The organism is Bradyrhizobium sp. 21, assembly GCF_023073335.1.
Taxonomy (GTDB): Bacteria; Pseudomonadota; Alphaproteobacteria; order Rhizobiales; family Xanthobacteraceae; genus Bradyrhizobium.
In genome coordinates this window covers 621,614-641,741 of record NZ_JADPJG010000002.1, presented here as the reverse complement: position 1 = coordinate 641,741, position 20,128 = coordinate 621,614, and the positions used below count along the sequence as shown (strand labels likewise).

The following is a 20,128-nucleotide window of genomic DNA, read 5'->3' as shown; positions in this document are numbered from 1 at the left end:
TCTGCTTCGCAACAGGCCGCATCACCGCCGCGGCCTGCCTTCTCATTCCGCGCAGCAACCGCGGGTGGTGTCCCTTGGTACAATGAACCTTGGGACAATGGATAAGAATACGGCCTTAGTCGTAAACCAATCTCGGCGGGACTGGGACGGCGCGGCGCATTTCCTGCCGATATATTTCGTCTGACGGACCAATTCGGCGGTTGAGCTAAGGGGTTGGCCTATGTTCGTTCGCGTCACAGCGGATTCCGCGCCGCGCCCAAATTCCCTCCGTGACCTCGGCATGACCAGCGATTCAAATACGCTGGTTAGTTTAAGCGAGTTTTCCTATCGAAAGGGAACAGAGATCTACGGCGAGAAAGAGCCGGCCGAGTACGTTTACCAGGTCAAGTCCGGTGCTGTCCGAAGTTACAAGCTGTTGTCGGATGGCCGCAGGCAGATCGGCGCATTTCACCTGACCGGCGACATTTTCGGACTCGAGAACGGCAGCGAGCACCGATTCACGACGGAAGCGATCGTCGACACCGCCGTGCGCCTGATCAAACGACAAAGCCTCGAAACGGTGGCCGAGAGCGATGCCATGGTGGCGAGGAACCTGCTCAGCATGACCACGAGCAACCTCCAGCACGCGGAAGACCATATGTTGCTGCTCGGACGCAAGACCTCGCTGGAGCGGGTCGCGGCGTTCCTGCTCGAGATGGACAAGCGGTTGACGGCGGCGGGCGTCATCGCGCTCCCTATGTCGCGGCGCGATATCGCCGACTATCTCGGCCTGACGCTGGAAACCGTGTCCCGTGCGTTGTCGCGTCTGCATGAACTCGGCGTTCTCGGCTTCGTCGGCAACACCCAGCGTCAGATTGTATTGCTCGACCGAAACCAGCTCGCGAACCTCGACCTGCAGTCGTGAACTTCCGGAACACCGGCCGCCGTTGATAAGACGCCACCAGGGCTCCGTCAGCTCCTGTGTGAACTCGAGCCATGGGCTTCAGTGAGCCCGAGATGCTCGAGCGTCTTGCGCAAAACCTCGAACAGAATGGCCGCGGACCAGCCGAACAGCAGAACGCCGTTCATCGCCGTCAACGGCCCGATGAGCCGCCATTCGCGTACCGGCGTGATATCGCCGTAGCCGAGCGTGGTGTAGTTGACGAAAGCAAAATAGAGCAGATCACTGTCGGCAGAGGCGGCTTGAACGATGCCGTAGGTCGCGGCCCACACCAGGATTTCCACCGTGTGTGCCACCTTCAACACCACGGCGGTCACGATCATCACGCCCATCAGATGCAATCTTGGCCACTCGGTATGGCGCAAGCCCGCGCTGCGGGCGATGCCGACGGCGACCACCGTGACAAGTGCGTGGAGCCCGATATTGATCACGCTGGCCAGCGTGCCGACAAGGAATTGCAGTATCATGGCCATCAACCCAACTTCAATTCGACGCCGGGGTCTTCCGTCCGGTCGAGGCGGATCCACGCTGCCGCCAATTCCCACGCGACCGACAGGATGATCGGCCCGATGAACAGGCCGATGATGCCGTGCGCGAGCGTCCCGCCGATTACCCCGACCAGGATCACGAGAGTAGGCGTCGTCAGCCCGCGCCCCATGACCAGCGGCTTCAAGACGTTGTCGAGCAAGCCAACGACGACGAGATAAATAGTCAGGAGCAAAGCCACGGTCACGTCCTTGTCCATCCAGATCCAGATCGTCACAGGAAAAAGGACGATGGCCGCACCAATCTGCACGATCGACAGCAACAACACGATGATCGCGAGCAGACCCGCGCCCGGGATTGCCGCCAGCTTGAAGCCGATTCCGGCCAGAAGCGCCTGCACGATCGCGACGCCGATCACGCCCTGCGACACCGCGCGGATGGTCGCGCCGGCGAGCTCCAGGAAATGCTCGCTCTGGCCGGGCACGATCCGCGCCAGAAAGCCGCGGAGCGCGGCGACCAGCTGCGGCCCGTATGGAAGCAGGAAACCGGCGACGAACACCGAGAGCAGGAACTGTAGCATTCCGATGCCGGTATTCCCCGCAAACGACAGCATCATGCCGGCGAGCGGCTTCAGATACGGCGCCACCTCGCGCAGTACCGCACGGATGTTGGTGTAGGCCTGATTCCAGAGCTCGTAGAGCTGGGGACCGACCAGCGGCCAGCTCCTGATCCGTTCCGGCGCGGCCTGAAGCACGAGATCGCCGGTGCCGATCTGGCCGGCGAGGTCTTTGATCCCTTCGACCGCGCTCAGGCCGAGCCAGGCGGCGGGACCGATGACGATGCCAAGCGTGACCAGTGTGAGCACGGTCGAGGCTGTTCGTGGGCGGCCGCCGAGGCGTTTCGCGAGCCAGGCAAAGACGGGGTAGAAGGCCACCGCCAGCACGGCGCTCCAGGTCAGGACCGGGACGAACGGTCGAATGATGAGGAACGTCCACAGGATCAGCAGTCCCAACAATCCCAGACGGATTGCGAGCTGGACAATCTCGTCGGCGGACAGAAGCTGGCGAAGTGTCCTCAAGGCATGGTGCCCCATCTCAAACAGCGATGCGCGCTCGTAGAGTCTGGCCACCCGTCCCGCGCCGCTGGCTTGATCCAGATCAAGCCGACCGCCTGATCAGCTGCGGCGGGACTTCAACGCGTCGGCGGAATCAAGGCGCGCAGGATCTCCGGCTTCCAGGCCTGCCGCGCGCTATCGAACGCCGCGAAGTCATGATCGAACTGCCAGTAGGCCCATGCCCAGCCAAGTCTGTCGGCGCTTCTCGCCACGAACGACAAATATCGCTGGCGACTGTCGGATGGCGCACGCTCATATACGCCGAACTCGCCGAGATAGACCGGGCGCTGCTCTTTCTCCGCCCAGACACTCATTTTCTTGAAATCGGCGGCGGCCTTCGCCTCGTCGTCCGGACTGCCCCAATCCAGCGGCCCGATCCGCGAAAACATCGGGGACCAGGGCGCGCCCTGATGGGTAAACCGTATCGGCGCGTAATAATGAAACGTGACGATGAGGTGCCTGTCGCCGGCCGGCAGAACCAGCTCGTTGACGGGGATCTCATCCGTATTGAGAACGGCGGCAATGACCGGCCGCTCGGGATTGGTGCGGCGGATGATACCGAGACAATCATTGAGGAGCGAATTCCATCCGGCGGATGTCATCTCTCCACCAGGCTCGTTCAGGACCTCGAAGACGAGCGCCGGATATTTGCCGGCATAACGCTCGGCGAGCTGCCGCCAGAATGCCTTGAGCTTCTCGGTGCATTCGGAAACGTCGCGTTGGCAAATATGGGTGTCGTGCTCATCGACGATGGGGACGAGCTTCCTTGCGAGAACGTCCTCGATGACGGCATCAAGTCGCCTCAGGACGATCTCGTCCAGGACGTTCCCCGGACCCATGAACTTGAAGCCGAAGAAATTGATCCTGACGTGGGAGAAGCCGGCCTTCTTGATTGCGGTCAGATTATCCAGGCGAAACGGCGCGTTTCGGCCGCCCTCCCAGATTCCATCGTAGCCGAGCACGTTGATACCGCGGCCCAATTTTGGCGTGTCACGGGAATCGGCCCGCTCGGCGCCGTGAGCGTGGGAGAACAGCGATGCAAGAAAGAAGGCCGTTGCTGCAAGATCGAAGCTTCTCGGCCGAAGGGCGCGTATCGCTGTCATCCTGCTTCCATTTGTAAAGACTGGAATTCCGTTGATCGCACCGGCCTGCACGTCGCGAAGAAAAGCCCCACCATGAGCACTGAAATGAACATCGTCGAACGAAGGAATGTGGTCTCCGTAAAATTGGTCTGGAAGCTGAGGACCACAAATCCGATGATGAGAGCACAGTGCGACCGGTCGATCGTGCGGGCGGAAATCAGATGGAGGATCTTGTGCGAGAACAGCAGGACGCTCGCGGCAAAGAGCGCGTACCCCAGAAGTCCCGTTTCCATCAGGATCGCGATGTAGCCGCTGTGATAATTGTCGAGGACCCAGCCGTGGTTCTGTTCGAAATAATCGTAGATCGACGGGATCGTCCAGAAGCCGTTGATCCCGAAGCCGAGCAGCGGCGCATCGTCAAAATGGCTGATCGCGTAGTGCCAGATGAAGGTCCGTTCGGTAAAATCGATGCTGGTGTCGCCGATATGGATAGCATCATATCCCGTCGCATAAAAATACAGGATCAGGAGGCCGGCCAGAATGCACATGACGAACGGCAGGAGCGCATAAAGCCTCATGCAGGCGACCGACCACATCGAAGTTACAAGCATTGCGCAGGCAGCCAGGGCGACAGCACCGGCGCCGCGCGATTCCGACGCGAACACGCATGTCGACGCCAACAGGAAAACAACGAGGAAGGCCAGCCACCCCTGCCCTGTCATCTTTCGGTAGCAGGCAAAGAACATCAGATACGCACCCACGAAACCAAGTGTCTGCTTGGACTCGTAGACGCCCTGCCACTGACCGTTGTGCATCCAGCTGTGGTCTATCCCGATGTCGGGCACGGCAATCGCACAGAAGGCCGATGCGGCGACCAATATGAAAAGCCCGTTGGCCGTGGCCCTCACGACCTCGTCGAGGTCGACGCGCGTGACGAGGCAGAATGCGCCGAACGTCGTCATCGCAAGCGCCGCGCTCTTCATGATCGCTGCGACGTCCAGGCTGGACCACAACACCGAGACCACGGCAAAGGCGTAGAACGCGACCAGCGCCACCAGATCGGGATTGACCTGTAACCGCAGGCGTGGCCGCACGAACGCACTCGCGTAGATCAGGACACCCCACATCAGAAGCGCGACGGCCTGTTGCAGAAAGCTCAGCTCGGTCGGCAGCAGCTCGGGGTTGAAGATGCCCATCGATGCGACCACGTTGACGGTGATCGAACAACTGATCGCGGCCCTGGCAATCGTCTCGACGCCAACGCCGCGCGTCGTCCAGATCTCGCTGCCGGGTGCCCCGGAATCCACCTCGGTCTGCAGGCTGGCCATGAAACGACCTTCCTTAAGCGCGGTTAATAATTTGCTAGCGCGGGTCGATCTCGACGCTGCGAATCCGCTCGGGCGCGAAATTTAACGGTTTGGTAACGATACGAATCCGGCTCGATGCATTCTCAGCTCGACACATTAATGCAAATTGCACGCCGCCGGTGTCTCGCCCGCAACGATCCTGCTATAAAGCGCAGATCCGGCTCGATCGACCTTCCGGCCTATCTGGTTTCCCTGGTTGCGCATGAACAGACCTAGCAACACGTTCGACATCGCCATCGAGCAGCGGTTCGACTTTCTGTCGCCCGACTACGCGCAACTGTTCGACAACTCGGCCGCCACCGCGTTCCAGCATCCGCTCTGGCTGGATAGCCTCTACACCAGGCTCGCGTCTCACGCAGGGGCGACTCCTCTGATTGTCGTGGTTCGCCATCGACCAACGGGTACCCTCGCGATGGTGCTGCCCTTGCTGCGGGTCCGCCGCGGTCCGATACGGACGGTCGAATTCGCCGACCTCCGCGTCTCCGACTATCTGGCGCCGGTGTGCAGTCCACAGATATTTTCCGAGCTGCTCAGGGACGAGAGCGCGTGCGAAGAGCTCCGGTGCCTCGTCCGCCCGTTCGATCTGCTCCGAATGACCAAGCTGCCCGACGGACGGCTTCCGATCGAGAACCTCCTGGCTGCGCCCCGCCGCGTCGCGATGGACACCAATGCCTACGCGACCGTTCTCGTCGCGCCGTTCGAGCAATGGCGCGCCAGTGCGATGGACCGCTCCTACCAGAAGGAGCTCGCAAAGAAATACAGGCAGCTCCAGAAGAAGGGCGATTTAAGTTTTTCATGCTGCAGCGACAGTGCCTCCGTCCTCGATGCGCTGGACGTGATGAGGAAATTTCGCGGTCCGCGTTTTCAGGCGCAAGGCGACGGAGACCTGCTCCAGCGCCCCGAATATTGCGATTTCTATTCAAACGTGGCGCTCCGCGGTCTAGGTTCCTTCGTCCGGCTCTATGCCATGAAGATGGACGGTGACGTGATCGCCGCGGTGCTCGGACTCCGCCATCAAGGCAGCTTCCTCGTCATCATGAGCGCCTTCGACATTGCCGGATACAAGAGCCAGTCCCTCGGCGCGCTGATGTTCGAGCAAGTGGCGAGAGATTGCATCGAGCGCGGAGATCGGATGCTCGATTTCACCATCGGCGACGAGCCCTACAAAAAACTGTTCGGCGCGCAGCCTTCGCCGATGTGGGCGGTCACACAGGCCGGCAGCACCGCAGGCGCCATATCCTTGTTCGCGCTGAAACAGGCGCCTTGGCTTAAACTGGCCGCCAAGCGCATGTCGGAGGTCAGGCTCCTGCCGACCCGCACCTCGACTCCCACGCGCTGACCCGCGCGAGCCGCTGACGGGTGCGGCCCTCAGGCGCGTAGCGCACTTCGAACATGCGCGAGCCAGCCCGGCCGCATTTGATCGACCCGGTGGGTGATGCTGCGCCGCAGGAAGTGCAGCCGGCGCCGGACGTCCCAGCCGATATCGTTGCGGGACGTCAGGGCCTGGCGGAAGCGCGCCATTTTCAACGACTGCTGGTCTGCCGCGACCTTGTCGGCATCGGAATAGAATTCCGAAATCTTGGCGCGGCTCATGCCTTCGGTCGCGAGCCAACGCGGCGCGTATTCGGTGCAAAGGCGCTCAACGTCTACCAGCAGGCGGGCGACGCCCGTGCCGGCGGCGGGGCAATTGGTCTGGAAGGCATCGCCGATGAGAACGACGCCGGGCTGCAGATGTCCTTCCACGACGGACAGGTCCATCACCCAATTCTGCACCCGGTCGGTCACGCGAAAATCGCCGAGATAGGGCTGCAGCCCCGGCAGCAGTCGCAGAACCGTCGCTTCCGGTTCACGACGCAGCTCGCGCATGATCGGATCGGTCGGGTCGCGGAACATGAAGAGATTTGCGCGCATGCCGGCAGGCACGGGAAACAGGCTGAGATAGTCGACGCCGTCCGCCGTATGCTCGCCGTAACAGGTCAGCGCCTCGAAATCGAACGGCGCGCCGTCCCGGCGGGCGATCGTGAAGCCGAACGAAACCGAATGGCGCTCGGCCAGCACGCGCCGCTTGATGCCGAGCTTGTAGCCGAGACCGCCCGCCATGCCCGTGGCCAGAACGACGAGGCGTGCACTTACGCGCCGCCCGGACGCGATCTCGATTTGCTGGATGTCGTCGCTGCACTTGACTGCCGTGACCTCGTCGACGATCAGGCTGGACGGATCGGGCAGCTGACCGCGCGCCATGGCCACGAGATCGGCATAAGGAAGTCCGTAAGCCTGGCCGACGCTGACATCGACCACCTTGCCCTCCCTGATATTGAGCACGCGGTCGTATGGACAGGCGACGCTCTCGAGGCCGCGGATGAAGCCCAGCCTGCGGAACAGCTCCAGCTGATGGCCGCCGATTTTCTCGACGCGAAACTCGTCCGGATAGATCGCGCGCTTGTCGATCAGGGCGACGCGGTGCCCTGCCCGCGCGAGCACGGCCGCCGCGAGCGATCCCGCAAGGCCGCCGCCGACGATGGCGATGTCCGCAACAATCGTCGAAGTGCCGGCTGCGGCCATCGGCTCGGTCAGGCTTCTATCCGCCGTCATGGTCCAGGCTCCCACGCTCAACGATGGTCGCACGTGCAATTCTCTCGCCTGATGTCGCATCGCAGGATTAAACGCGATCATTTCTCGATATCTCGGTTAATGAAGCCGAGTCCTGACCATCTCGACGACGTCAGGCACGCGCCTCGTCCGCACTCAAACGGCCCATCTCGCCTTCATTGGCCGCCGGTGCGGCGCTATGCCGCCACGCGATCGGGCTGGGCTTTGCCCTCTCTGGGACAACGGGGTCGGCGATGTTCCATAGTGAAGCAACCGGCATGGCCGCGCCGTCGTCGCGGCCGGTAAGGACCTGGAGGCCGTCCATTAACACTCGCGGTTTTTCAACATGCTAGGCTGTCGCCGGTACCAGCGGGGAGTTGCCCCTTAAATTTCCATGATCGAGTCCATCGTCCAGTTCATGCGGCGCGACGTGACGCGCGGTGTTGCCGGAACCATCCTTCTCAAGGTTGGTAGCGGCGCGCTTGCGTTTGCGTTGTTCTCGCTGGCGGCACGAACGATGTCGCCCGACGGGTTCGGCGTCTTTGCGACCTGGCTTTCGGTGGCCCAGATGGCTGCGGTCGTAGGACTGGTCGGCCAGGAATCGCTGCTGGTGCGATTCCTGAACGAGTATCGGGCGGGAGATCAGCCCGATCTCACCAAGGGCGTACTGCTATCGAGCTTGAAGATCTCCTGCGTCGCAATGCTGATTGCGATCGGCGCAATCGCGATCGGGGCGAACATCAGAGGCGACGGGTGGCTGCTGATCATCGCGGTATCGGCCTACACCGCCGTGAATGCGGGGCTGATGCTCGGCAGCCAGATCGCACGCTCGCTGGTCAGCATTCTCATGGGAGAAGGAAACAGGGAATTCTTCTGGCGCGTCAGCGTCGTGCTGTTTCTGCTCGCCATCATGTCAGGCCATCGGCAGCTCGATCCCGGCGAATTGATCGCCGTGATGACGATTGCCATGTCCGTTGGACTGGCCGCGCAGATCATTGCGATTGCACAGGCTCTGCCGGATTTCCGCGGCACGGCGGTGCGTTCCGAGACGTCGCGCTGGAGATCGAGTTCATTTCATTTCTGGGTCGCCTCCATCCTCGAAGCCGCGAACCAGTATTTCGACGTCATTCTGGTTTACTGGATGCTGGATCCGGCCACGGCAGGAATTTATTTTGCCGCTTCGCGCTTGGCCAACATCTTCGCCATGCTGTCGGCCGCACTGTACAGCTTTGGCGCGCGGCGGCTGCCCTCGCTGTACTTCAGCAAGAACCACCAGGAATTCGAGCGAACGTTGCGGCTCATGGCCGAGGTGACCGCGTTGTGCGTGGTCAGCGGACTTCTCCTGATCTGGGTTGGCGGTCCCCATCTTCTCAACCTGTTCGGGCCGCATTTCGCCGCGCAGCACTGGGTTCTGATCGTGCTCGCGATCGGAACGGCCTTCCAGGCCGCGGGCGGTCCGTCCGCGGCGATCCTGCAGCTGACGGGCTATGAGCGCGAGTATGTCCCTGTCGTTGCCGCGAACGTGGCGCTGCGGCTGGTGGGATTTCTCGTCCTCATTCCCTGGCTCGGCGTGCTCGGCGCGGCGATCTCGGCCACCGTGTCGCTGGCACTCGCGACCGTCGCCCTCAACATCCTCTGTCGCCGGCGAACCGGGGTCGATCCTTCGGTTCTCGGACTTTTGCGCTTCTCTGCATCGAAGCGCGGCGCCTACGCGATCCGCAGCGCGGACTCCGGCGAATAGACCTCGATTGGGGCCTCAACCGGCCAAGCCCAGCACTTCGCCGCGACGAGGCGCCGACGGGTCGGCCCGCACGCGATTGACGACGATGCCGGTCGGCACCCCGACAAAGCGGGAGAGCCCGGCAATCGCCCTGCGCATGGCGGCAGAATCGACGGCGTCTTCGCGCGCGACCAGGACGACGAGATCGGCGTGGCCAGCCAGCGCCGCGGCCTCCGGCTGCAAGGCCAGAGAGGTGGCGTGGACTACGATCAGATCGAACTCCGAACGGATGTCGTCCGCAGGCGACGCCTCGGGCCCCTTGCCGGCATTCAGAAGCGCGTCGACGCCGATAAAATTCGCCGTCGTCGTGCCATCCGCCTGCCCCTTGGCGAGGCTGGCACCACCGAGGTCCGGCTCGACCCGGATCAGGACGCTCAGCTTCCCGGTATTCACCGCCCATCGGTTCAGCGACCGCGCGACGGTGTTGCCGCCGGCCCGCTTCCCAACTGACATCACGAGGACGACCTTGCCGCGAGGTCCCGGCACCTTCTCCAGCCGCTCCAGCAGCGGACGCAGATGAGGACTGACATCGAGTTCGCTCGTCGCGGACACCGGGCCTTGCCAGATGTTGCGAGGGACGTCGCCAGCCACCAAATCGGGAATGCGGGTCCACACGGGCGGACGCGGCCACGCCGCGGGCTGGCGCGGAGCCGGTTCGGGGTCGCGGACGTCAGCAATGGATTTGACCGATCCTCCTGCCGTGGCGGCAACCACCGCCGTCGATGTCAGCAGCGAGCCGATCGCGAGAGCGGCGAGCAGCAGAGACAGCGGCGGAAGGGTCGAGCGCAGCGGCGGAATCGCGGGCGACGCAATCTTGGTCTGCGAGCTCTGCAACAGGCGCTGCTCGTTCGTCGTCTTGGAGCGCGAGAGGAACTGCTCGTAGATGTTTCTGTTGGCCTCGGCGTCGCGCTGCAGCTCCTGGAGCCGGACCAGAGCCTGACCGTCGACAAGCAGCTGCGATTCCGCCGCCTTCATCTGGCCTTCCAGCGCCTTCTGCTGCTCGCGCTGGGCCTCGTATTCAGATTTTGCGGTGTCGATGCCCTTGGTGCGTTCGACCTCGATCTGCCTGTTGAGATCGTTCAACTGGCTGTACGACATGACGAGATCGGGATGGCGATCGCCGAACACCGCCCGCTTCTGCGCGATCTGATCATTGAGCGCCGATCGCTGGGCGCGCAGGGCGCTCAGGAGATCCTGCTTGGCAGGGCTCTCGACATTCGCTTTCTGGTCGCGCTGCGCCTGCTCGAAACGGGCTTTCGCCTCTTCGGTCCGGGCGCGCGCCGCGGCAACCTGCTGCGACAGTTCGGTCACGCGCAATTGCTGGGTCGTCGAGTCCTTGCCGGCGTTGACGATCCGGTGCTCGAGCTTGAACGCCGCAACGGCGTCTTCCGACACCTTCAACCGCTCGTTCAATGTCTTGAGCCGGCCGCCGAGCCAGTCGGCGGCCTCATCCGTCGCATCGGTGCGGATGCGGCTCTGGCTGGCGACGAACGCCTCCGCGATCGCATTGGCATAGTAAGCCGCCCGCTCCGGCCGGTTCGACGTGAACCGGATGGCGATGACATAGGTCAGCCCGCGACGGGAGATGTCGAGACGGTTGCGGAATCTCTCGAGCAGCCGCGCAGGGTCGGTGTGGCCCCCGGAAACGTCTTCGTCGTCGCGAATCTTGAGCTGCTCGATCAGCGGCTTCAGAAAGCCGTCGGACTTCGCCACTTCGACCAGGCCTTGCAGCGCGGCACTATCCTGCCCGATGCCCGGAAGAACGTCCTGCTCCGTGGTCACGCGTTGCTCGCGGGGATCGACCACAACCAGCGCAGTCGCGGCAAATCGAACCGGGATCACCAGGAGAACGACGACGCCAAGGGCGAAGATCGTGAGAGCGAGCGTCAGGATGCGGCGAGCGTTGTCCCGCAGGAAGGAGAGCGCGCCCGCCGCGGTGAGCGCACCGCCAGAGCGTGCGGCCGCTTCGCGGGCATCACCGGTCGACGCATTTTGAGTCTGCCACGACGCGGCGACACCGGTCGATCCGGAACTTGTCGGGTCTGCGCGGCGACCGAACGTCATGGATGTTACTCGGATTCAACTGGCGAACACTGTTCAGTGGCCTACTCCACCGTAAATATCTATGGTTAATCCGCGGTTACCCGCCCCTCGCGCGACCATGACCAATTGGTTAAAGCGCTCGTTCACTTCGTTCGGGAACCAGCGGAATTCTCTCGCGAACAGTGCCCTTCCGACAGGCCGCGCATTAACTCCGTTTACTGCTAGTCGGTGTCCACGAGATGCCCGCATGGTAGTTACGGAGTTAAGAAGACGTAAATTTCGTTTCTCCAGTGGGTCGGGATCCGTGCTCCATTACCAGCCAAACAAGGAGTTGGGCGCGCCCGCCGCGACAGCGCTCACGCAGACCACCGGCGGCGACCGAAAGCTGCACGTCCTTCTCGTACAAACCCAGGCCGAGAACGCCGGCGCGCAGGAGATCTCGCGGCTGCTTGGCGCCGGGCTGACCGCTCGTGGCTACCGCGTCACCAATCTGTTCTTCTTCCGCAAGTCGGATTCGTTCGATGAGCCGCCCAATACGATCTATTGCGCCTCAAGCCGGCCCGGAAATCCGCTGGCGCTCCTACAGATGCTGTGGACGCTCGGCCGCCATATCAGGGCCACCAGGCCCGACGCCGTTCTGACGTTTCAGCACTTCGGCAACGTCATCGGCGCCGGCGTGGCGCGCCTCGTCTGCCGCGCGCCTGTTGTCGCCAATCAGGTTTCATCGGCGCTGTCGATGAGCTGGCCGGTCCGAGCGGCCGACATCGTCATGGGCAGCCTCGGCTTCTTCGACCGCATCACGCTCAACTCGCTGGACATGCAGCGCGAGTATTCGCGCTACCCGAAGGCCTACCGGTCGCGCATGGTGCATGTCCCGCACGGCTTCGACGACAAGGCCCTCACCCTGCCGAAGGACGCCGCGCGACAGCGATTCAATCTGCCGCCGGATCGCATCCTGCTCGGCTGCGCCGCAAGGTTGCACCCGCACAAGCGGCTGGATGCGGCGATACGTCTGTTGCCGGATCAACCGTCCTGGCACCTCGCACTGGCGGGCCAGGGAGCCGACGAGGCCCGACTGAGGCAGTTGGCGGACGATTTGAAGGTATCGGACCGGCTGCACCTGCTCGGCGAAATCACACCGCGGCAGATGGCGGCGTTTCTCGCCGCTCTCGACGTGTTCGTATTTCCAACACAGGCCGAGACCTTCGGTCTCGCCGCTGTCGAGGCCGCGAACGCGGGCGTTCCCTCGGTGGTCACCGATCTGCCCGTCTTGCGCGAGGTGTTGTCCTTTGAAGGAAAACCGACAGCCCTCTTCGTCGACGCCTCCGATCCTGCGAAGCTGTCGGCCGCCGTCTCGAAGCTTTTGACGGACCAAGAACTGAACGACGAGCTGCGCCACAACGCCAAAGGCCTGAAGCTGCGCTATTCAGTGGATGCCATGGTGGAGGAATACGTTCGAATTATCGGCCAGGTCATTTGATCGGGACGCGTTGAAACGGATTGGCTGGACATGATCATCGAGTTTCGCTGTGAAACTGAGCATGCGCGGCGGTGGATGGGCCGTGAGACGCTGTCGATCGACGGCCGGGATGTACCGGTTCAGATCGCATGGACCGCAACGGCAGAGTCACGACCGACCGGTCTCGACATGCTGTTCGAGCTCGAACGCCTGGTATTGCACAAAGGCAGACACAGCGGCGCCGACAGGCTGAAGATCAGTCCGGAACGGATGCAGGCTCGCGCCGGCACGCCGGAATTGATCGTCGATTTCACCGGCGCCGCGCGGGAGCCGAGCTGCTCCGCCCGGCAATATCTCCGTCCGCTGTTCAATGGAGCCGCAGGCGAGAACGCAGCCCTCGCCGCCATTCTCGCCGGCGACCTGCCGGTGATCGAGATCGTCGACGAGGTCGACGGCGCGGTGCTCGATCGCGGCCACCCCTCTGGAGAAATGGCAGCCGGCTTGAGCGGCGCGCTCGAAACGGTCATGGCGCGAACCCTGACCATGGTGGCCGCAATCCTGTCGGGACGGCCGCGCATCGTGCCGGAGCTTGCACGCCCCGCCCAAGCCAATAGCGTCCGGCAGCCAGCCGAATATGTCGCGCGCGGCCTCGCCGTATCGATCGCCAAGGAGATCTACCGCCTCTGCTGCTACGCCCCGCATTGGCATGTCGGATGGCGCTTCAACGATGGCGCGGGCGTCTGGCAGACAGGAGATCTCTCCGGACCTGGCTGGAACGTCCTCGGCGATCCCGGAAACCACTTCTACGCCGATCCCTTTCCCATCACATGGCAGGGGCGAACATTCGTCTTCTTTGAAGATCTCGATCACCGGGTTGGAAAAGGCATCGTTTCGGCGATCGAGTTCGACGACGCCGGCCCGATCGGAGACGTCGTCCCCGTGCTGGAGGAGCCCTGGCACCTGTCCTATCCGTTCCTGATCGAGGATGATGGTGCGTTGTGGATGATCCCGGAGAGCTCGCTCAACGGGGACGTTGCTCTCTACAAATGCGTTCGATTCCCGGACAAATGGGAGCGGCACGCGACGCTGCTTTCAGGACTTGAACTCGCCGATGCGACGATCACGCGGCACAATGGGCTCAACTATCTGTTCGGAGCCTGGCGCGACGGCACCGCCGGCTATTCGGACTCACTCGCGATCTATTACGCCAAGCACCTCAGCGGCCCCTGGTTGCCGCATGCCAGCAACCCGGTGCTGATCGACCGCGCGAGCACGCGACCGGCGGGGAATTTCGTCACCATCAATGACAAATTGTGGCGGCCGGTGCAGGATTGTGCGGGCGGATATGGCGCAGCGCTGGCCCTTGCCGAAGTCGTCGAGCTGTCGCCGACGACGTTCAGGCAGATCGTCCGCCACTCTCTGAGGCCCGGACCGGCGTGGCCCGGCAGGAAGTTGCATACGCTGAACCGCTGCGGTCGGCTCGAGCTGATCGACGGATCCCGCGTTCAACCCAAGACCCGCGCCTTCGGGAGCAAATTTCCGTCGGTTGCTCTGCCTGCCCGGACAAGTCCCTCTACCGCCAGTTAGCGCGGATTCGAAAATCTCGCTCACTTCGCCGCGTCGATCCATATCCCCGGCTCCGAATGCTCGCGGATGTGGTTGACCAGGAAGTCGGAAAAAACCCTGATCTTGGCGGGCAGTCCGGCGCGGTTCTGATAGGCGATGTTCATCGTCAGCAGCGGCAGCTCCCAATCCATCAGGACCGGGACGAGACGGCCCGCGGCAATGTCGCTTTGCACGATGTAGAGCGGCTGGATGAGAATGCCGAGCCCTGCGAGCGCCGCTCCGCGGATGACCTGGCCGTCATTGCTGTCGAGCGTCGGCGTGATGCGGACGGCTTGCGCGCCATTGCCTTTGCGCAGACGCAGGGAAAACGGATCGTTGGCGAGATTGTAGACCAGCATGTTGTGGCGCGCGAGATCGGCGGGCTGTTCCGGCTCCCCGCAGCTTGCAAGATATGAGGGTGCGGCCGCGAGCACACGCCGCATCTGGCCGATGCGGCGGACGATGATGTTCGAATCCGGCTCCTGCTCGCGCGTCCGGATCGCCACATCGATGCCGGCCTCGATGAAATCGGAGTACCGGTTGGCGGTGGTGATCTGCATGTTGAGCTTCGGATAGCGCGCGCGGAAGGCCGGCAGCATCGGCGCCAGATAGATCACCGCAAAGGACAGCGAGCTCGTGACCCGCAGCGTGCCCTGCGGCGACAGCGCACGATCGCTGACGATGTCTTCGGCCTCCGCCAGTTCGCTCAAGACCCGGCTGGAGCGCTCCAGCAGCTCCTGCCCCGCCTCCGTCAACCACAGCCGGCGGGTGTTGCGCTCGATCAGCCGGACCGCAAGCCGCTCCTCGAGCGCGCTGAGATGGCGGCTGGCGGCAGCATTCGACATCCGCAGGGCTTCAGCAGCTTTGGACAGGCTGCCGAGCTCGGCCGTCTTGGAAAACACTTCCAGTTGGAGTAGACGGTCCATTTTTTCGCAAATAGAAAAAGAGACTTGCGATTATTGGCCTTTATTTCCGCATCCCGCAAGTCAAAATGGCTCCAACACAAGCAAGACAGCAGGCGAGGAAACGGGGAAATGTCGGGCCCGATCAGGCACATCGTGATGTGGCGGCTGCGCGGGGAGACGCCTGCGGAGCGCTCAGCCGCCCGGGTCAAGGTCAAAAGCCTGTTCGAGGGGCTGCGCGGACGGATCGACGGCCTCACCCATATCGAGGTCGGCCTCGATGTCAGCGATGTCGATTACGCCTGCGACGTCGTCCTGTTCTCCGAATTCACCGACCACGCCGCGCTTGCGGCCTACGCCACCCACCCGGAACATTTGCGCGTGCGCGAGGCGCTGGGCGACTTGCGGATCGGGCGCTTCCAGGTCGATTATCCCATCAAAGAGACCGGCGCATGATCGGTACTTTCACCTTCGAAAACCTGCCCTGCCGCGTCGTGTTCGGCAGCGGAACGTTGGCCGAAGCCAAGGCCGAAGTCGAGCGGCTCGGCGGCAAGCGCGCGCTGGTGCTGACGACGCCGCAGCAGGAGGCGCAAGGCAAAAGCCTGGGAACGGCGCTCGGCCCGCTCTATGCCGGCATCTTTCCGGGCGCGACCATGCATACGCCGGTCGAGGTCACGGAGCGGGCGCTCGCGGCGATGAAGGCATGCCAAGCCGACTGCGTCGTCTCGCTCGGCGGCGGCTCCACCACCGGCCTCGGCAAGGCGCTGGCCTTGCGCACCGGAATCAACCAGCTCTGCATTCCCACCACCTATGCCGGCTCGGAGCTGACGCCGATCGTCGGCCAGACCGAGAACGGGCTAAAGACCACGGTGCGCGACGCGGCCATCCTGCCGGAGACCGTGATCTACGATGTTGATCTCACTCTGACGTTGCCGGCGAGCCTGGCCGTGACATCAGGCATCAATGCGATCGCGCATGCGGTCGAAGCGCTTTACGCGCGCGACACCAATCCCGTGACATCGCTGATGGCGGAAGAAGGCATCCGCGCACTGGCCCGCGCCCTGCCCGCCATCACCGCCAAAAGCGACGATCGCGAGGCCCGTACCGAAGCGCTCTACGGCGCCTGGCTGTGCGGCGTCTGCCTCGGCACCGTCGGCATGGCGCTGCATCACAAGCTCTGCCACACGCTTGGCGGCACCTTCGATCTGCCGCATGCCGAGACCCACACCATCGTGCTGCCGCATGCGCTGGCCTACAACGCGCCAGCGGTGCCAGAGGCGATGGCGCGCATCTCGCGTGCGATCGGTGCTGCCGACGCATCACGCGGGCTCTATGATCTCGCAAAGCGGCTGGGTGCAAAGCTTGCACTGCGCGATGTCGGCATGCCCGAGAGCGGCATCGACAAGGCGGCCGACCTCGCCGTCACCAACGCCTACTGGAACCCGCGGCCGCTCGAACGCAATGCCATCCGCGACCTGATCGCGCGCGCCTGGGCCGGCGATCCGCCGGCCGCCATCAAAGCGGCGGCCTAATTCGATGCGGCGCACGCTGATCAAATCCGCTGTCATCATCAGCATGGATGACGCCATCGGCGACCTCAGCAACGGCGACGTGCTGGTCGAGGGCCACCGCATCCTCGATGTGCGCCCGTCGATCGACCTCGGCAGCGGCGCGGCCGAGACCGAGATCGTCGACGGTGCCGGCCGCATCGTCATCCCCGGCCTGATCAACGCGCATATGCACACCTGGCAAACGGGCTTGCGCGGCTATGCCGCGAACTGGACACTGCTGGAATATTTCCGCCGCATGCATGCCGGGCTCGCGACCGTGTTCCGGCCGGACGACATCTACATCGCCACCCTCGTCGGCGCGCTGAACCAGATCAATTGCGGCACACCACGCTGGTGGACTGGTGCCACAACAATCCAACGCCCGATCACACCGACGCCGCCGTGCGCGGCCTGATCGAGAGCGGCATCCGCGCCGCCTTCTTCCATGGCTCGCCAAAGCCTGAGCCGAAACCGGGCGAGCCGCATTTCTCCGAGATTCCGCATCCGCGCCGCGAGGTCGAGCGGCTGTTGGCTGGCCCCCTCGCCGACCGAGATGGCCTCGTCACGCTCGGGCTCGCGATCCTCGGACCGCATTATTCGACGCTCGACGTCGCCATGCACGATTTCCGTTTGGCGCGGGAGCTCAAGCTGATCGCATCGATGCATCAGGGCGGTGGTCCCGCAAAGACACCTGGCGGCTGGGAGGAGCTGATCGAGGCGGGTCTCGTCGGCGCCGGCATCAACATCGTCCATGGCAACGATCTGCCGGACGATCTTCTGGACCGGATGGTCGACCTCGGCGCGTCCTTCTCGGTCACGCCAGAGAACGAGATGATCCAGGGCCACGGCTTTCCGATCACCGGCCGGCTGCTCAAGCGCGGCGTGCGGCCGACCATCGGCATCGATCTGGAATCCGTGCTCGCCGGCGATCTCCTCTCCGCCGCCCGCGTCGCGCTGTCGATGCAACGGTCGCTCGACAACGCCGAGGCGCGCAAGGTCAGCGGCACCATTCCGCCGACGACCACCATTCCTGTCCGCGAGGCGCTGCGCTGGATCACCGTCGAGGGCGCGCGCATGCTCGGCCGCGAAAACCAGATCGGCTCGCTGACACCCGGCAAGCTTGCCGACCTCGTCATCATCAATGCCTCCGATCTCAACCTCGTCCCCGTGCACGATCCCGTCGCGACTGTCGTGATGCAGACGAGCCTCGCCAATATCGAGGCCGTGATGATCGGCGGCGCCTGGAAGAAGCGGAATGGCCGGCTGCTGGTCGAGAGGCTGGAGACGAAGAAGGAACTTCTGGCGCAATCCGGCCGGCGGCTGGTGCAGGACATCGAACGACAGGGACGCGCCGCCCAGGCGTCCCAAGGACAACAATAATGACAAACACTCTAGAGAATGTCGCTTTCATCGGAATCGGCAAAATGGGCCTGCCGATGTCGGTGCTCGTCGCCAAGGCCGGCTACGCGGTCACCGCATTCGATCAGAGCGCGGCACGGATCAGCGAAGCACGCGCGCAAGGTATCTCGATTGCCACTTCGCCAGCCGAGGCCGTGAGCGGCAAGACCGCAATCGTCACGTCCCTGCCCGACGACGCCGCCTTGCGTGGCGCGTTGCTCGGCCCCACCGGTCTCATCGCGGCGATGGCAGCGGGCGCCGTTCTGATCGAGACCAGCACTGTGAGCGTCGAGGTCTCCACTGAAGTTGCAGCCGCTGCGCAGGCACGCGGCATTGCCTATCTTCGTTCACCGGTCTCCGGCAATGCCAGCATCGTCCACACCGGCGCGCTGACCTGCTTCGTCTCGGGGCCGAAAGACGCCTTCGACAACGCAAGGCCGCTGTTTGCCACCTTTACCCGGGCCCAGACCTATCTCGGGTCCGCCGAGGAAGCGCGCTACGCAAAACTCGCTGTCAATCTGATGATCGCGGTGTCGGCGGCGATGATGGCGGAAAGCCTGGCGCTGGCGCGCAAGGGCGGGATCGCCTGGCAGGACATCTTGAAAGTTCTCGACGACAGCGCAGTGGCCTCGCCCATGGTGAAATACAAGACGGCGCCGCTGCGCAACCGCGACTTCGAGTCGACCTTCTCTTGCAAGCAAATGGCCAAGGATCTCGATCTCATCCTTGGCGCCGGTCACGCCGTCGGCGTGCCGCTTCAACTCGCCGCGCAGGTACGCGAGACCTATGGCTCGCTGGTCGCGCAGGGCGACGGCGACACCGACTTCATCGCGACCGTCAAGCACCTGGAACGGCTGTCCGGGCTTGGCGAACCGAAACTCTGATCGGCGGAGACACACATGCGTAACTTCAACGAGAACACGATCACCGACGCGGTGCTGGAGCGGATCGCAGGCGCAACCGATCCGCGAATCAAAGAGGTCAGTGAAGCGCTGGTGCGCCACCTTCACGCCTTCGTCCGCGAGGTGCGGCCCACCCAGAAGGAATGGGACTACGGCATCGACTTCCTGACCCGCACCGGCCACATGTGCGACGACAAACGCCAGGAGTTCATCCTGCTGTCGGACACGCTCGGCGTCTCCATGCTGGTCGACGCCATCAACCATCCGGTGCCGGAAGGGGCGACCGAGACCACGGTGCTGGGACCGTTCTTCGTGCAGGCGTCACCAGAGAAGAACAATGGTGAGGACATCTCCGGCCCGATGGAGGGCGATCCGATGCTGGTCACCGGCTCGGTCTCGACCGTCGACGGACGTCCGCTCGCCGGCGCCGTCGTGGACGTCTGGCATTCCGACGACGATGGCTATTACGACGTGCAGCAGCTCGACAAGATCGGCGATCTTGCGATGCGCGCGCGCTTCCACACGGACGCCAATGGCCGCTTCAATTTCTGGTCGATCAAGCCGGCCGCCTATCCGATTCCGCATGACGGCCCGGTCGGCGACATGCTGGAGGTGCAGGGCCGCCATCCCTGGCGCCCCGCGCATGTGCATTTCATGATCTCGGCGCCCGGCTTCGAGCAACTGGTGACGCATGTGTTCGTCGCGGGCGACCAATATCTCGACAGCGACGTGGTGTTCGGCGTGAAGGACAGCCTGATCCGCGAATTTGTGCGCTGCCCGCCCGGCCGTGCGCCGGATGGTCGCATGGTGGACAGCGAGTATTTTCATCTCAACTACGATTTCGGCCTGAAGCAGGTTGCGAGCAGCGCAAGAGCCGCCTAAGCCGAACGACAAAGCAATGGACCGACAAG

At 63.4% G+C, this 20,128-nt stretch carries 16 protein-coding genes and 1 pseudogene; 10 read left to right on the top strand and 7 right to left on the bottom strand.

All coding sequences use genetic code 11. The features are described 5' to 3' along the window. Positions 1–220 precede the first annotated feature (220 nt). Entirely contained in the window at positions 221–904 is a 684-nt protein-coding gene (locus IVB31_RS02900) for a helix-turn-helix domain-containing protein (RefSeq protein ID WP_247318296.1), read from the top strand. Between the two features lie 47 nt (positions 905–951). Here the strand turns inward: IVB31_RS02900 and IVB31_RS02895 are convergent, their stop codons facing one another. The 4 genes from IVB31_RS02895 to IVB31_RS02880 all read right to left on the bottom strand — a co-directional run bounded on the left by IVB31_RS02895 (position 952) and on the right by IVB31_RS02880 (position 4,950). Continuing rightward, positions 952–1,407, bottom strand: coding sequence for a potassium channel family protein (locus IVB31_RS02895; protein WP_247319395.1), 456 nt, complete (start codon positions 1,405–1,407; stop codon positions 952–954). A gap of 5 nt (positions 1,408–1,412) precedes the next feature. Next, positions 1,413–2,519, bottom strand: a complete 1,107-nt coding sequence (locus tag IVB31_RS02890) for an AI-2E family transporter (protein WP_247319392.1) — start codon at positions 2,517–2,519, stop codon at positions 1,413–1,415. A gap of 98 nt (positions 2,520–2,617) precedes the next feature. Beyond that, positions 2,618–3,643, bottom strand: coding sequence for a cellulase family glycosylhydrolase (locus tag IVB31_RS02885; protein ID WP_247319389.1), 1,026 nt, complete (start codon positions 3,641–3,643; stop codon positions 2,618–2,620). Beyond that, a complete protein-coding gene (locus IVB31_RS02880) occupies positions 3,640–4,950 on the bottom strand; it encodes an O-antigen ligase family protein (RefSeq protein ID WP_247318294.1) in 1,311 nt (436 codons plus the stop codon). Before IVB31_RS02880 ends, IVB31_RS02885 begins: the two co-directional genes overlap by 4 nt. A gap of 241 nt (positions 4,951–5,191) precedes the next feature. Between IVB31_RS02880 and IVB31_RS02875 the strand changes: the two genes are divergently transcribed. Continuing rightward, positions 5,192–6,328 (top strand): GNAT family N-acetyltransferase, encoded by a 1,137-nt coding sequence (locus tag IVB31_RS02875; RefSeq protein ID WP_247318292.1) that lies wholly within the window; start codon positions 5,192–5,194, stop codon positions 6,326–6,328. A gap of 29 nt (positions 6,329–6,357) precedes the next feature. Here IVB31_RS02875 and IVB31_RS02870 read toward each other — a convergent pair whose 3' ends face one another. Next, the gene (locus IVB31_RS02870) at positions 6,358–7,581 is read right to left on the bottom strand and encodes an NAD(P)/FAD-dependent oxidoreductase (RefSeq protein WP_247318290.1); all 1,224 of its coding nucleotides are present in this window, start codon (positions 7,579–7,581) and stop codon (positions 6,358–6,360) included. A 391-nt stretch (positions 7,582–7,972) separates the two neighbouring features. Here IVB31_RS02870 and IVB31_RS02865 point away from each other — a divergent pair, with 391 nt between their 5' ends. Continuing rightward, positions 7,973–9,319, top strand: coding sequence for a lipopolysaccharide biosynthesis protein (locus IVB31_RS02865; protein WP_247318288.1), 1,347 nt, complete (start codon positions 7,973–7,975; stop codon positions 9,317–9,319). A 15-nt stretch (positions 9,320–9,334) separates the two neighbouring features. Here the strand turns inward: IVB31_RS02865 and IVB31_RS02860 are convergent, their stop codons facing one another. Beyond that, positions 9,335–11,422 (bottom strand): exopolysaccharide transport family protein, encoded by a 2,088-nt coding sequence (locus IVB31_RS02860; protein WP_247318284.1) that lies wholly within the window; start codon positions 11,420–11,422, stop codon positions 9,335–9,337. Between the two features lie 283 nt (positions 11,423–11,705). Here IVB31_RS02860 and IVB31_RS02855 point away from each other — a divergent pair, with 283 nt between their 5' ends. Continuing rightward, the gene (locus IVB31_RS02855) at positions 11,706–12,881 is read left to right on the top strand and encodes a glycosyltransferase family 4 protein (protein ID WP_247319386.1); all 1,176 of its coding nucleotides are present in this window, start codon (positions 11,706–11,708) and stop codon (positions 12,879–12,881) included. 30 nt (positions 12,882–12,911) lie between these two features. Then, positions 12,912–14,447 carry a hypothetical protein gene (locus IVB31_RS02850; RefSeq protein WP_247318282.1) on the top strand — a complete coding sequence of 512 codons (1,536 nt, stop codon included), beginning with the start codon at positions 12,912–12,914 and terminating at the stop codon, positions 14,445–14,447. A gap of 20 nt (positions 14,448–14,467) precedes the next feature. Here the strand turns inward: IVB31_RS02850 and IVB31_RS02845 are convergent, their stop codons facing one another. Then, positions 14,468–15,391 (bottom strand): LysR family transcriptional regulator, encoded by a 924-nt coding sequence (locus IVB31_RS02845; RefSeq protein WP_247318280.1) that lies wholly within the window; start codon positions 15,389–15,391, stop codon positions 14,468–14,470. Positions 15,392–15,499: 108 nt separating this feature from the next. Between IVB31_RS02845 and IVB31_RS02840 the strand changes: the two genes are divergently transcribed. From IVB31_RS02840 to IVB31_RS02820, 5 genes and pseudogenes are all read left to right on the top strand, one after another. Continuing rightward, entirely contained in the window at positions 15,500–15,823 is a 324-nt protein-coding gene (locus IVB31_RS02840; protein ID WP_247318278.1) for a Dabb family protein, read from the top strand. Next, positions 15,820–16,899 (top strand): maleylacetate reductase, encoded by a 1,080-nt coding sequence (locus IVB31_RS02835; protein WP_247318276.1) that lies wholly within the window; start codon positions 15,820–15,822, stop codon positions 16,897–16,899. The genes IVB31_RS02840 and IVB31_RS02835 overlap by 4 nt, the downstream gene beginning before the upstream one ends. Positions 16,900–16,903: 4 nt before the next feature. Further along, positions 16,904–18,297, top strand: a pseudogene (locus tag IVB31_RS02830) (amidohydrolase family protein). Continuing rightward, positions 18,297–19,199 carry an NAD(P)-dependent oxidoreductase gene (locus IVB31_RS02825; RefSeq protein WP_247318274.1) on the top strand — a complete coding sequence of 301 codons (903 nt, stop codon included), beginning with the start codon at positions 18,297–18,299 and terminating at the stop codon, positions 19,197–19,199. Before IVB31_RS02830 ends, IVB31_RS02825 begins: the two are co-directional and overlap by 1 nt. Positions 19,200–19,214: 15 nt before the next feature. Then, a complete protein-coding gene (locus IVB31_RS02820; protein ID WP_247318272.1) occupies positions 19,215–20,099 on the top strand; it encodes an intradiol ring-cleavage dioxygenase in 885 nt (294 codons plus the stop codon). Positions 20,100–20,128: the final 29 nt, after the last annotated feature.